The organism is Rhizobium sp. SSA_523, from assembly GCF_030435705.1.
Taxonomy (GTDB): domain Bacteria; phylum Pseudomonadota; class Alphaproteobacteria; order Rhizobiales; family Rhizobiaceae; genus Neorhizobium.
Genome location: NZ_CP129380.1, coordinates 127,167 through 139,974 on the forward strand (window position 1 = coordinate 127,167; position 12,808 = coordinate 139,974).

Sequence of the window (12,808 nt, forward strand, 5' to 3'; positions counted from 1 at the left end):
CCCGTTCAGGTCTTAGCAAAGCATCATTTGACCGCAGAATTCCGGAGCGGTCATATTGGGAGATCTATAATGATCACTTCCACAAATCGCGTCGGCCCCGTCGGTGCTTCACTCTATCGCGCCATTTGGCGTTGGCACTTCTTTGCGGGCCTGTTGGTGATCCCGGCACTGCTCAATTTGGCGATTACGGGCTCCCTCTATCTGTTCAAGGACGAGATCAATAATTCCGTCTTTTCCTATCGCTATACGGTGAGAGCCTCCGGCGATGCACTCAACCCGGAAACTATTGTCGAGAAAGCAGTGGCAGCCATTCCTGGGTCTACTGCAACTACTTACAAAAACCCTGCGTCAGTGACGCAATCCGCTATAGTCACAGTCTTACACGACAATGTATCGACCCTTGTTTTCGTCAATCCATACACTGGCAAAATCCTGGATAAGGTAAGTGTAGAAAGCGAATTCAATTACATTGTTAAGCGCATACACAGCTGGGCATTTTTCGGCAGTTGGGCCAATAAGCTTATTGAGATCGCTGGCGGGTTCACAATGGTGCTTGTTGTAACAGGCATATATCTCTGGTGGCCTCGCCGACAATCCGGTGGTGTGATATCAGTCAGAGGCAACTCTTCACAGCGCGTTTTTTGGCGGGATCTCCACGCGATAACAGGAGTTTCAGCGGGGGCGTTTATCTTCTTCCTCGCACTGAGTGGAATGCCTTGGTCAGGATTCTGGGGCAGTAACCTCAGTAATTGGGCAAACGAAAGAGGTCTCGGATATCCTGCGCAGTTGTGGGATGACGTTCCAAAATCAAGCAAAGTATCAAAAGACATTTTGCCCAAGGTCGGATGGGCAGTCGAGCAAGCTCCCGTTCCACTATCGGATGCAGCCGTGCTTGAAGCAAAGCCGCCAGTAGGGCTGGATACAATCGTGGAGCAGGCAAAAGCTGGCGGGATCAGCCCCGGCTTCGATGTCGCGCTGCCAAGAAATCCGAGCGGTGTCTACTCGGCAGCCATTTATCCTGATCAGGTTGCTGGACAGCGCATGATCCATTTTGACCAGTATTCCGGAAAGCCGCTAGTCGACTTATCCTATGCGCAATACCCCATCCTTGGCAAATCTATCGAATGGGGTATCAGTGTACATCAAGGGCAGGAGTATGGGCGCGTCAATCAACTCTTGATGCTCACCGCTTGTCTTCTGATAATTGGCATGAGTGTCACAAGCGTTGTTATGTGGTGGAAACGACGACCCGCCGGAACTTTGGGAGTTCCTCCTAAACCTCGTTCACATCCAATTCATGTGGGTCTTTGGCTCGTGATTATTCTGTTTTCTCTCGCGTTTCCCCTCAGCGGCCTGGCGATATTGGTCATGATCTTCATTGATCAAATCCTGGTGCGACTCGTCAAAATAGCGATTGCTTGAATTTCCTCGAAGGGTGCCGCGACTTGAATTGACGTCGACTGACTAGAGCCAATCTTGCGCAGGTCAGTGGCCTAGCCCTGAAAAACTGTCCGGCCCTGTGTGAAGGTCCGGGGAGCATCTAGATACAATATCCACGCATAAAAGGATTTAAATATGAAAGATGCTTCATCGCAGCCCGTTAATCCCTTCATGACCGACGCATTCGCCCGTGTCTACGAGGAAACCGGCGAGAGAATTACCGGTCAGGCTTCACGCGCTGCATTGAAGTACACCGGTAATATTGAACCTGGCCACCGCATACTGGACATCGCTGCCGGAACCGGCGCTTTGACCATTCCTGCCGCTGAGATGGGTGCCAATGTCACGGCTATTGATATTGCACCGGGCATGGTCAGGCGTTTGGCGAGTAAAATTGGGTCATTTCCAAATGCGGAAGCTTTGGAGATGGACGGGGCTCGTATGGATTTTCCCGATGGAGCCTTTGATCTGACTTTTTCGATCTTTGGCGTGATAGTTTTTACGGACTGGCGGAAAGGCTTAACCGAACAGTGCCGTGTTACGCGATCGGGCGGAAGAGGTTGTGTGGTGACTTGGCGCGATCCGTCCGGCGGAGGACCGTTCCAAATTATGGCTGCATCCATTGGCAGGGCGCTGCCAGACCGTTCGCCTGCATTCAAGCCGGAAGCTTTTGTTCGTCTTAGTGAGCCAGATCATCTGATTGCCGAAATGGAAGCGGCTGGATTTCAGGATGTGTCTGTAGAGGAGATCGAATGTTACTGGGAAGGGCCAGCGGGGGAGGCATATCTGGAACAGTTGCGCGCGCTACATAGCTACATGCCGCCTTATGTCATGCTTTCTCCTGAAGATAAGCTACTGGTTGATGAAGAAGTGGTTCGTCTCAGTCAATCCAAAGCCGTAGACGGTAAACTTCGGCTCCCGTCCACAGTTCTGATCGCGGTCGGAACGAAAGCTGATGCGACGCCCCATCAAAGTACAGTTCTTTGATCGGGCAAGATTTTAACCTGCTTGCCTTGCAAATTGGCGGCCTTTCACAGCTTGGTATCGAGGGGGTATTGAGCGGTATTGATAAAACCCCGGTCGATCAAACGGTCAACCTGTCGCTGTGCGGTTTTGAAGGCGATAGACAGGGTGATACGTCTAAACATGGCGGACCAGAGAAAGCGGTGCATCACTATCCGTTTGACCATTATGCTGTTTGGCGAAATGAACTTGGCGGTCATTCGTTACTGACGAAGCCCGGTGCCTTCGGGGAAAATCTGACGACGATCGGTCTGACGGAGGAGACGGTTGCCATTGGCGATGTGTTCAGACTTGGAACTTCGATAATCGAGGTTAGTCAGGGGCGGCAACCCTGTTGGCGCCTCAACGTCCGCTTCGGTCTTGCAACTATGGCCAAGCAAGTTCAGCGAACAGGTCGCACGGGCTGGTACTACCGTGTGCTGGAGACTGGTGCTGTCCGGCCCGAAGACAGACTGGTACTGACAGATCGAAAGCAAGCGGACTGGACACTCTCCCGGATATGGCATGCCTTCTATGTGAACACACTGGATTACCGAGAGCTTGGAGGTATCGCTAACCTTCCTCAATTAGCTGACGGCTGGAGACGGTACGCCTTGCGAAGGCTGGAAACAGGTCAGGTAGAGGATTGGTCACGCCGCTTAGGCGAGGTGTCTGACGCGGATATGATCGATAAGAGTGCAGCCAAATCTGACTTTTTCTGAGCTACATCAGCAAGAGTGTAGCGATCGAAAACCGCTACGAATGCAGCTGTTGCTTCCCGTAAAACATTTGGCAACCCACAAGCAGGAGCAATGATGCAACCGTCACAAACAAAGAGATCTGTCAGCTTTTCGGTATGCCTCAAAATGGATCCAAGGTTGATCTGATCCGCAGGCTTTGCCAGACGAATACCGCCGTTGCGTCCTCGGATCGCTTGGATGAAGCCTGCACCTGCGAGGTCTTGAACGACCTTCATGAGGTGGTTTTCCGAGATGTCGTAGATACTGGCAACCTGGCGGATCGATGCTAGCCGATCATCTTTCGCTGCAAGGTGAATCATGACCCGCATCGCGTAATCGCTGTAAGTCGAAAGTTTCATAGCCGCTCCTGCGACAAAATGGCATCGAATGAAAACATGCATTTACATAGCATCTTTTTCGGATCAATAATAGATGCAATTCAAATGCATCTTTAGGTGAGTTATGGGCGAAATCACTCTCATGCAAGAAGACATTATGCTGGTGCTGTCTCGCTTTTATGCGAAAGCACGGCGAGATGCCGAACTCGGCCCAGTGTTTAACGATGCGGTGAAGGACTGGAGCGAGCATCTCCAACGGCTCGAAGATTTTTGGTCATCGCTCATGCTGACCACCGGCCGGTATAAGGGCAATCCTGTTGCCATGCATCTCATCCATGCGGATCGGATCGAGCCGCACATGTTCGTGCGCTGGCTCAAGCTTTGGGAGGAAACGACCAATGAATTGGTGTCAGCTGACGTCGCATGGGAAATGCAGACCAAAGCCGCGCGGATTGCGGAGAGGCTTAACACGGCGATGCATGGGCCCGAGGCAGTTATAGTTGCGCGGCGGCCGGAAGATGACGGTCGATTGCGGCAGAAAAGCTTAGGTGAAATCGACGCGGTGCCGGTTCCAATCTCTGAAAAAGATGGAGAACAGGCCCAAAGCAGCTCGGGGCCATGTTTCACATGATCGGCGATCGAATTGCGATGAAGATACGCCCAATTCACAGCGGGCTCCAGATCCGCGCGCTGTCTGGCGGGGCTCCATCCCGTTCGCTTTCATCTTGAATGTCTCGACCGCGATAGCCGAGCATTTTTTGAGTACCCAACATCAAGGAACTTTCCCATGACTACATCTCTCAGTGAATCTACGATCCTGCTTGTCAAAAGCAGTGTTCCGGCGCTTGCGGTGCACGGAACAGCCATCACTACGGCAATGTATGCCCGCCTTTTCCAGAATGAGCATATAAAGGCGTTATTCAATCACTCCAATCAGGGTGAGGGCGGATCGCAGGTTCATGCGCTGGCGGCGGCAATCCTGGCCTATGCTCAGAATATTGATAATCTGACGCCTGTTGTCCCGGTGGTCGAGCGGATCGCTCATAAGCACATCGGCTATCACATCCTGCCCGAGCATTATCCTTATGTTGCCAATGCACTGCTTGACGCGATCAAAGATGTTTTGGGTGATGCCGCAACGCCAGAACTTCTACAGGCTTGGGGTGAAGCCTATTGGTTTCTCGCCAATCTTTTGATGGCGCGCGAAGCTGACATTCGAGAGACGCTTGAAGCGGAAGCTGGAGGATGGAAGGGTTGGCGTCCTTTCGTTATCGCTGAAAAAACCCAAGAAAGCAGCGTCATTACGACCTTTATCCTCAAGCCTGCAGACGGCGGTCGCGTCATAAGACATAAGCCGGGGCAATATCTGACGTTGAACTTGGCTCTACCCGACGGCTCAAGCGTCAAACGGAATTATTCAATCTCCAGTTCGCCGAACGATAGTCACTACCGCATCTCAGTCAAACGGGAGGCAAGTGGAGCAGGCGGATCACGCTTTTTGCATGACTCTGCCCAAGTCGGTGCCACGTTTGAAGTGACGCCCCCAGCAGGTGACTTTTTCCTTCCTGACGAACCTGTTCGACCGGTCGTACTTCTTTCCGCGGGCGTCGGGCTTACTCCGATGGTTAGCATGATTGAGACGATCGGGGCCAACTATCCTGAAGTACAGGCGCATTACGTGCATGCAGCTTTAAACAGCTCCACCCATGCAATGGATCGCCATGTAAGAGCCATTGCAAGGAACCACGGGCGTATTTCTGTTGCCACCTTCTACAGCGAGCCCGCTTCTACTGATGCAGCCGGCCTGACGCATGACTACGACGGTTTTATTAGCGTCGACTGGTTAAAGCACAACACGCCGTTCGCGACAGGCGATTTCTACCTGTGTGGTCCCAAGCCATTTCTCAAGTCACTCGTGACAGGCCTTTGGAAGGCCGGGGTGGATGCAGAACGGATCCATTTTGAATTCTTCGGACCGTCTGACGAACTTCTTGCGGCTTAAGCCCCAGACGAACGAGGGCGGGACAAGCCCGCCCGACTATGCGCAACGAAAGAAAATGTCATGTTTGACACCCTCAAACGCGCCACTGGTTTAACCATACCGCTTGTACTTTTACCCGCAACCGCATTCGCACACGTCAAGTGGTTTGCGCCTTACATTGTTGGAGCTCCACCGGAACCCGTGTCAGAAACGCTCGGCAATATATGGTTTTGGTTCGGTATCGGTCTGGTGATCGCCTTTTTTCTTCTTACGCGCGTGGTTGAGAAGGGCAAGTGGGGCGAGATAGCAATCGTTGCTCTCAATCGCGCAACGCGCCCGGTGTGGCTGCGTCAAGACGACTATATCCGGTCGATCATAGCCGCATTCTTTATCGCTATATTTGCCGTTGGCAACGTCTACCTTACGCCTGATCTTAAGACCCCGAACGAATGGGTGTCATGGTTGCAGCTTGTCATTGCATGTTGCATTTTCTGGCGGGCGACGATGCGGTTGGCAGGCATTGGTATTATTGCGTTGTGGCTGTTTGCCCTACGAGATTACGAGCTGTTCCATCTGTTCGACTATCTTGCTTTGGGTTTGGGCGTTGCCGCATACCTGATCCTCGAACCACAAAAAAACGAAGCACTGCGTGCCCGCCGCTTCGAGGCCTTGCGATGGGGACTTGCCGTGGCGCTAATGTGGTCAAGCCTTGAGAAGTTCGCATTCCCCAGCTGGTTCTATCCTCTTGTTTTGGAAAAGCCATTCCTCACCTTCGGAATGCCAAGAGATGTATTCATTCCAATGGCGGGCGTCACAGAATTTACCCTTGGCTTCGGTCTCCTGTGGACACCTTTGATCCGTAGGCTTTCGGCAATTGCTTTGCTCGTGATCTTTACAGCGGCAGTTTGGCCCTTTGGCCGGATCGATTTGATCGGTCACGGTCTTATCATGGCAATCTTGATTGCTGTTGCTGCTGAACAAAGGTCCGGCGTCGACCTTATGACGAAATTCAAACGTAAGCTTAGCAATGTGCCACTGGGATTATCTGGTGCCTTGATCGTTTTCTGCACCGCTTACTGGGGACTGCATCTGGCATTTTATGGAGTAAGCGGGGTTGCTCCGTTTCCCAGTGAACCCAAGGCAACCCACTCTTACAGCGCAGAGCATCCGCATGGCCCGGGTGGGCCGACAGAAATCGCGCCTCATCATCATTAACACGAAGGTAAAGGTAGGCGGGTGGCGTCGCTCAAACCGAGTGTTTTAGCTTGTGGATATCGGGCTTTAATGACCAAGATCTCGCCCGCCCACTTCAGACGTCACCGCTTTGCCGCCACTTCTGCCATTGCAGTCTTATAGTTTTTCTTTAAACTGAAATGGCGTCATCAACAACTTCGGCGTTGAGCACGCGCTCTGTTAGAGAGTGGCGAATGGCGCGTTTCGTCTTGCACCATCCGATCAATAGAGAGTAGGTATCCAAATATCCCTGTACTTCGGGAGGATCCCATACGATCGATAACTTACATAGTTGTGATGATCCTTCGCTCAAACCCGCAAGCGTGAGGTAGGTTTTTACAGAGGTTCGCGAGGGCACCTATCGCCTGGGAAAAGAAGGCACCATCCGCATAAAGGTGCCTCAAGTGCGCGCCCTTTGCTCGCGCTGTCGCTCTGCCGTCCATGTGCGTGCTTTGGCGAAGACGAGAAAGTCCTCTGCAGCCATCGGCTTGGCAAAAGCGTACCCTTGCAGTACATGGCAACCTAAGCGTCGTAGCAACTCCGCATGGGCCAACGTTTCGACACCCTCTGCGACCGTTTCGATACCTTGGACTTTGCCGATATCAATTATGGAGCGCACCAGGCTCTGCTGTGCTGGGGATTCCAGAAGCGGCCGCACGAGACGCCTGTCAATTTTCAGCCGTTTGGGCGAGAGTTCGAGAAGGCTTATGATGGAGGCATGCCCGGTGCCAAAGTCGTCGAGTTCAATGTCGATGCCGAGCGCTTTGATATTATCGATCGCCTGCTTCAGCCCTTCGTCCGCCGTATCGAATGAGATTGATTCCAGGAGTTCGAAAGTCAACGCGCCTGGCCGGATTCTCATCGCCCTCAATTTGTCGATAAGGTTTTCCTCTCGCAAGCGCTGACAGGAAACGTTCACCGACACACATGGCATGTCCAGTCCTTGGCCTTCCCAACGCGTGGCTTGGAAAAGAGCCTGCTGGAGGATCGCCTCATCGAGCCGGGCAACGACATTGAGGCTCTCTGCGACAGGCAAGAAAACATCCGGCGTCAAGATGCCGCGTGTCGGATGCTCCCATCTGGCAAGAGCCTCCACGCCGACGATCTCCAACGTCTCGGCATCAAATTGGGGCTGGAAAAAGGGGATGAACTCGCCGCGTTCGAGCCCGCGAAGGATTTCGTCACTGAGCCGTTTAACTTCTACCGTGCGCAGACGCAGTTCGCCGTTGAACGCCTCGACGCGGTTGCGCCCGCGGCGCTTTGCTTCATATAGAGCGATATCGGCGTTTACGAGCAACTGCTCAGGCGTCTCGTCGCTACGATGACGTATTGCGAAGCCGACGCTGGCGCCGATGCGGCAGTCATGGCCCTCAATTGCTATCGGCCTGGAGATCGCCTCAATGAGTTGAGACGACAGGAGAGGGAAATTGGCCAGTGCTGGATCGCGACGCGACAGCAATACGAATTCGTCGCCGCCAATCCGAGCTATGAAGTCCTCAGCGGGCACCTCAGTGCGTAGTACCATAGCCACGTGCTTGAGCACTTCGTCCCCTGCCGCATGTCCGAGAGTGTCGTTGATATCCTTGAAGCGGTCGAGGTCGATGTGTAGCAGGCTCAAAGGCCGGTGGTCGTCACTTGAGCGGGTAAGTGCAAGCTGATGATCAAGGTAGCGCCTGTTTGGAAGGCTTGTCAGTGAGTCGTGCAAAGAATTGTGTTCTACGACCGAGCGGGCATCTTCAAGCTCCCTGTTTTGAGCCTCGGCAGTGAGTTTGGATTGAAGTAGCTCGTCCTGAAGCTGCACGTCTTCAGTAACATCCCAATTGGCCCCAACGATACGTTTGTTACCAGCTGACGTGCGATAAGTCATCCCGTGGGCGCGGATGTAGCGAATGCGGCCATCGCGCCCCAATACACGGAAATCGGTAATGTATGGTTCTTCCGCCTCGAGAGCCTTGGAAAAAACCCGCTCAGCACCCTCGAGATCGCGGGGGTGGAGTGCGTCACGCCAATCCTCATATCGGCAGATCGTCTGCTCCGGTGCGACATTGTAGAGTTCGCGCATGCGCGCGTCCCAGGACAGCGTCTTTGTCTCGCAGTCGTATTCCCATACGCCCACCTTTGAGGCATCCAAAGCCAGTTGCAGGCGCTGTGAGACCGTTTCGAGCCTGTCCTCTCGGTCCTGAAGGATGACGATGTGCCGATGCCTGTCCCGCATCAGGTACCCGGCCCAGAACATGGGCAGGACGATGATTGTGGAAAGAAGCGCCAATCCGGCGCGGAAGAGGCTAAGATTATCAGATCGCTGGCCCCAGCCATGTATCGGTGACGCTGACAGGGTCCAGGCTTCGTGTCCAATATCAATAGACATAACCACCGGGTCGACGTCGATAGCGGCGTTGGTTTTGAAGACAGGTTTCGTCTCCCCGCCATCATGTGGGCGGCTGGAAATCGAAACAGCGACCTCGAGATCTGACTGAAACCCGCTGCTTTCAAGGAGCTGGTCGAGATCGATCACCGCAGAGGCAATGCCGAAGAAACTGTCATCAGGGCCGGAATGGATAGGATACCGCGCGATCACTGCCCGACCGCCCTGAACAAGATCCACCGGGCCGGTAACGATCAGTCTGTCTTGCGCCTTGACCTGCATCGCTGCTGCGCGCTGGCGTTCGTTCTTGCGGTAATCCAGCCCAAGGCTCGCCTCGTTGCCGTGCAGAGGATAGACGCGGCTAACGACGAAATCCGAAGCGATGGCGAGACTGCGAAGCTGGTGGTCATCTTCGAAGATGCGGCTTGCAAGATCCTCAAAGCGGGCAGGGGCCATGTTCGGCTCAATTTCGATCGTAGCGACCAACCCTTGGACTAGTTTGATGTTGCCGAGAATATTGCCTTGCAAGCGTGAGCGCAGAAGGCCGAGCTGTTCGGTGGTGAAAGAGCGGCGGTATTCTTCCTCAAGTCGGCGCTTTTGCGCATCGGCGAGAAAAGCGGCGATCACTACTGCCACTGTCGCAGCGATAGCTGGAATAAAGTATCCGAACCGCTTAAAGCGAAGTGGGGCGTTCCGAGTGTTCATTGCGCTCCATGTACCACGCGCATCTGCCCTACAGATATGATTCCTGATAAAGGGTTGGTGTTTCTCTGAACGCTGACAAAATGAATTTAATATTTGTTGAATAACAGCAAAGATATGGGGCTGAGCTGGGCTCGAAGCGCTTTCGCCTCTACGTTCATCTAGCATTAGAGTTCCATAATTTAACATTACGCCAGATTTGTCTCTTCAGTGGCTTGGATGATCCACCAAGCTTGCGGATATTTAACCCCACGACTGTACGCACGTACCCGCAAATTGAATCGCCTAGGGTTGGTGCTGGCAGTGGTAAATAGATGCCGATTGGCGATTGCTCGACATGACGGAACACCGCAAGCGAGGTCTTACGGTAACGTTGCAATGGTGGCAACTGAAACACATATGTGCTAATGTGGGTCCGTCACTTCGGGAGTACTTGAGATGAGCCGCTTGACGATCGACATAACGGATAAACAACATAAAAGCCTCAAAGCGCTAGCCGCACTGCAGGGCAAGACAATCAAGCAGTACGCACTTGAGCGCCTGTTTCCCGGGGACGTCGAGGGAGAACGGGCCTGGGAAGAGTTAAAGACGTTGATGAATACGCGCATCACTGAGGGGCTCGCCGGAAAACTGTCGACCAAAACCGTAGGTGAGATCCTCGACGAGGAGATTGGCGAAGGTCGCGCTTGACGGCTTACATCCTGACCGCAGAGGCAGAGTCCGATCTTCGCTCGGTAATCCGTTACACACGGGCACAATGGAGTGCCGCTCAGGTACGTCACTACGTCTCGGCTTTGGAGCGAGGAATGGAGAACATTGCCGCGGGCAAAGTTCCCTTCAAGGATCTGAGCGCACTCTATCCGGCGCTGCGGATGGCGCGATGCCAGCACCACTACATCTTCTGTCTGCCTCGAGAACATGCGCCCGCTCTCATCGTAGCGATTCTTCACGAACGAATGGATCTTATGAGGCGTTTGGCTGACCGTCTAAACGAGTGATGTTTCCACGACGGGAGGAACCCCTGCGCGCGTGCTAGATAAGCCCTTGTCGTCGAGCGATCAAAAAGGGTCGTCGGTTCGGATCCCTTCAAGGCGAATACACGCACCCTGCCGCCGGCCCCAGGTGGGTGAAAACTCCATCAGCGGCGCTGTATCATGGATTGTCTTCGACGCGCAGGCTCGCGACATACCCGGCGCGTGACTCGCCGAGCTCGCGCAAGCTGCTGCCGTCTCAACTGAAACGCTCGCAACCAACGTTCGATCAGAAGGTACGACCGTAGCGAGACGGAGAGATACCCGCGTATCGGGCAAAGGCAACGCTGAAACTACTGGATGAACTGTAACCCACGCGTTGAGCGACTTCATCCAGACAAAGCTCCTGTCCGCGAAGCAGCCGTCCGGCCAAAGCCATGCGCCATGCCGAAAGGTATTCCATGGGCGGCATGCCCACTGTTCGACTGAAGCGGGCGAAGAAGGCCGAGCGTGACAAAGACGCTTCTAGGGCCAGTCCAGCAATCGTCCAGGGAGACTCCGGGCGCGCGTGGAAGGCGCGTAGCGAGGCCGCAACACGTTCATCTGCCAGACCGCGAGCCAGCCCCGGTGGCGCATCCTGCATCTCACTACCGCATCGCAATGCCTCGATCAGAAGTACTTCCAATAGTCTTTCGAGCACGAGTTCGCGTGCCGGACGCCGCGCACGAGTCTCTTCGTCCACCAATTGCGTCAGCGTCGTGAGCCGCGACTCCCCGCGCGCAAGGACGACCTGTGGAAGCAGCGGCACGAGCAAAGCCACATCCGGCGAACCGAATGAACAATGCCCAATGCGGATAGAGAGATTCGGTGGGTCGCCTTCCGAGCCGACACGAAAAAAGCCCGCGCTTATCTCGATCGGATCTCCTGTCGTATAGTCCTGCGGCAAGTCGACACTTTCCTTGGTCAAGTTGCGCATAGCTGGAACCAGCAGAAAATCCCCCGCCTGCAAGATCAGAGGTGGTTCCCCGTCCACTGTCACACGACATTGACCCTCCAGCACCGCGCAATAAAAGGGATCTCCCGTCCCCTTGCGGTGGAATTTCCAGGAGCCGGCGCATTCAATGAGCTTGGAGAAGCGGGCTTCTGGCTGGAGCAGTGTCACGACTTCAGCGAGAGGATCGGTTGCCATTCAGGACTATCTCTAAAGATATTGATACGATCAACAATATCACGTCTTGTCTGGCACGGCTATGTTGCGTCTATATCGACAAGCGGAGGTTTTCAATGCCAGCAATCCTCATCACGGGCTGCTCTTCTGGCTTCGGGCTGGAGACATCACAGCTGTTTCTTGATCGTGGGTGGGATGTAGTGGCCACCATGCGGACGCTTGACACCAAGATAATCCCTGCGTGCGAGAGGCTGCGCATGCTGCAACTCGACGTCACCGATCCGGCCAGTGTCGGCCGTGCTGTCGCTGACGCTGGTCCGATCGACGTTCTGGTCAACAATGCCGGTTTCGGGGTGCCGTCGCCCATCGAACTGACCGAACCCAACGTGGCGCGTGCGATGTTTGAGACCAATACGCTGGGCACGCTCGCGATGATCCAAGCGGTGCTCCCGTCATTTCGTGAACGCCGGTCCGGTGTTGTTATCAACGTTTCGTCGTCGACGACACTCAAGTCGCAGCCGATGGTTGGCGTGTACCGGGCCAGCAAGGCGGCGGTGAATTCCATAACCGAGACGCTGGCCGTGGAGGCTCGGGAGTTTGGCGTGCGCGCTCATCTTGTGATACCTGGGAGCGCACCGGAAACCCGGTTCGGTGACAACGGCATTCCGCATCTGCGGGGTCGCGACAACGCCGATTATGGGCCGATGATCGAGCGTATGGTTGCGCATATGCGCAACCAGTCAGAACCTTTAACACATCCTTCGGACGTCGCTGCGGCGATCTGGCGATGTGCGACGGATCCATCCTCGCCATTTCGCCTCGCCGCCGGACGCGACGCTGAAGCCTTGATGGTAGAGGCGGAGTAAGT

General features: G+C 54.3%; 12 protein-coding genes. 9 read left to right on the plus strand and 3 right to left on the minus strand.

Annotation, left to right across the window (positions count from 1 at the left end; translation table 11 throughout):
• Positions 1–69: 69 nt before the first annotated feature.
• The 3 genes from QTJ18_RS00890 (at position 70) to QTJ18_RS00900 (ending at position 3,164) form a co-directional block, all read left to right on the plus strand.
• Complete coding sequence (locus QTJ18_RS00890) at positions 70–1,422, plus strand: PepSY-associated TM helix domain-containing protein (protein ID WP_252755072.1); 1,353 nt, start codon at positions 70–72, stop codon at positions 1,420–1,422.
• Positions 1,423–1,575: 153 nt separating this feature from the next.
• On the plus strand, positions 1,576–2,427 hold the full coding sequence (locus QTJ18_RS00895) for a class I SAM-dependent methyltransferase (RefSeq protein ID WP_252755071.1): 852 nt from the start codon (positions 1,576–1,578) through the stop codon (positions 2,425–2,427).
• Positions 2,427–3,164: an MOSC domain-containing protein gene (locus tag QTJ18_RS00900; protein ID WP_489672073.1), complete on the plus strand. Its 738-nt coding sequence runs from the start codon at positions 2,427–2,429 to the stop codon at positions 3,162–3,164. Before QTJ18_RS00895 ends, QTJ18_RS00900 begins: the two co-directional genes overlap by 1 nt.
• On the opposite strand, the gene QTJ18_RS00905 is transcribed toward QTJ18_RS00900, so the two are convergent.
• A complete protein-coding gene (locus QTJ18_RS00905; protein ID WP_252755070.1) occupies positions 3,077–3,541 on the minus strand; it encodes an Rrf2 family transcriptional regulator in 465 nt (154 codons plus the stop codon). The two genes, QTJ18_RS00900 and QTJ18_RS00905, sit on opposite strands and share 88 nt — an antisense overlap.
• A gap of 103 nt (positions 3,542–3,644) precedes the next feature.
• Between QTJ18_RS00905 and QTJ18_RS00910 the strand changes: the two genes are divergently transcribed.
• The 3 genes from QTJ18_RS00910 to QTJ18_RS00920 all read left to right on the plus strand — a co-directional run bounded on the left by QTJ18_RS00910 (position 3,645) and on the right by QTJ18_RS00920 (position 6,716).
• Positions 3,645–4,151: a group III truncated hemoglobin gene (locus tag QTJ18_RS00910; protein ID WP_252755069.1), complete on the plus strand. Its 507-nt coding sequence runs from the start codon at positions 3,645–3,647 to the stop codon at positions 4,149–4,151.
• A 156-nt stretch (positions 4,152–4,307) separates the two neighbouring features.
• Complete coding sequence (gene hmpA / locus QTJ18_RS00915) at positions 4,308–5,522, plus strand: NO-inducible flavohemoprotein (protein ID WP_252755068.1); 1,215 nt, start codon at positions 4,308–4,310, stop codon at positions 5,520–5,522.
• 60 nt (positions 5,523–5,582) lie between these two features.
• The gene (locus tag QTJ18_RS00920; RefSeq protein ID WP_252755067.1) at positions 5,583–6,716 is read left to right on the plus strand and encodes a hypothetical protein; all 1,134 of its coding nucleotides are present in this window, start codon (positions 5,583–5,585) and stop codon (positions 6,714–6,716) included.
• A gap of 418 nt (positions 6,717–7,134) precedes the next feature.
• Here the strand turns inward: QTJ18_RS00920 and QTJ18_RS00925 are convergent, their stop codons facing one another.
• Positions 7,135–9,804 carry a bifunctional diguanylate cyclase/phosphodiesterase gene (locus QTJ18_RS00925; RefSeq protein WP_252755066.1) on the minus strand — a complete coding sequence of 890 codons (2,670 nt, stop codon included), beginning with the start codon at positions 9,802–9,804 and terminating at the stop codon, positions 7,135–7,137.
• Between the two features lie 435 nt (positions 9,805–10,239).
• On the opposite strand from QTJ18_RS00925, the gene QTJ18_RS00930 reads away from it, so the two are divergent.
• Both QTJ18_RS00930 and QTJ18_RS00935 read left to right on the plus strand, forming a co-directional pair.
• A complete protein-coding gene (locus tag QTJ18_RS00930; RefSeq protein ID WP_252755065.1) occupies positions 10,240–10,491 on the plus strand; it encodes an antitoxin in 252 nt (83 codons plus the stop codon).
• A complete protein-coding gene (locus QTJ18_RS00935; RefSeq protein ID WP_252755064.1) occupies positions 10,488–10,799 on the plus strand; it encodes a type II toxin-antitoxin system RelE/ParE family toxin in 312 nt (103 codons plus the stop codon). Before QTJ18_RS00930 ends, QTJ18_RS00935 begins: the two co-directional genes overlap by 4 nt.
• A gap of 262 nt (positions 10,800–11,061) precedes the next feature.
• Here QTJ18_RS00935 and QTJ18_RS00940 read toward each other — a convergent pair whose 3' ends face one another.
• Positions 11,062–11,961, minus strand: a complete 900-nt coding sequence (locus QTJ18_RS00940; protein WP_252755063.1) for an AraC family transcriptional regulator — start codon at positions 11,959–11,961, stop codon at positions 11,062–11,064.
• Between the two features lie 95 nt (positions 11,962–12,056).
• Here QTJ18_RS00940 and QTJ18_RS00945 point away from each other — a divergent pair, with 95 nt between their 5' ends.
• The gene (locus QTJ18_RS00945; RefSeq protein WP_252755062.1) at positions 12,057–12,806 is read left to right on the plus strand and encodes an SDR family oxidoreductase; all 750 of its coding nucleotides are present in this window, start codon (positions 12,057–12,059) and stop codon (positions 12,804–12,806) included.
• Positions 12,807–12,808: the final 2 nt, after the last annotated feature.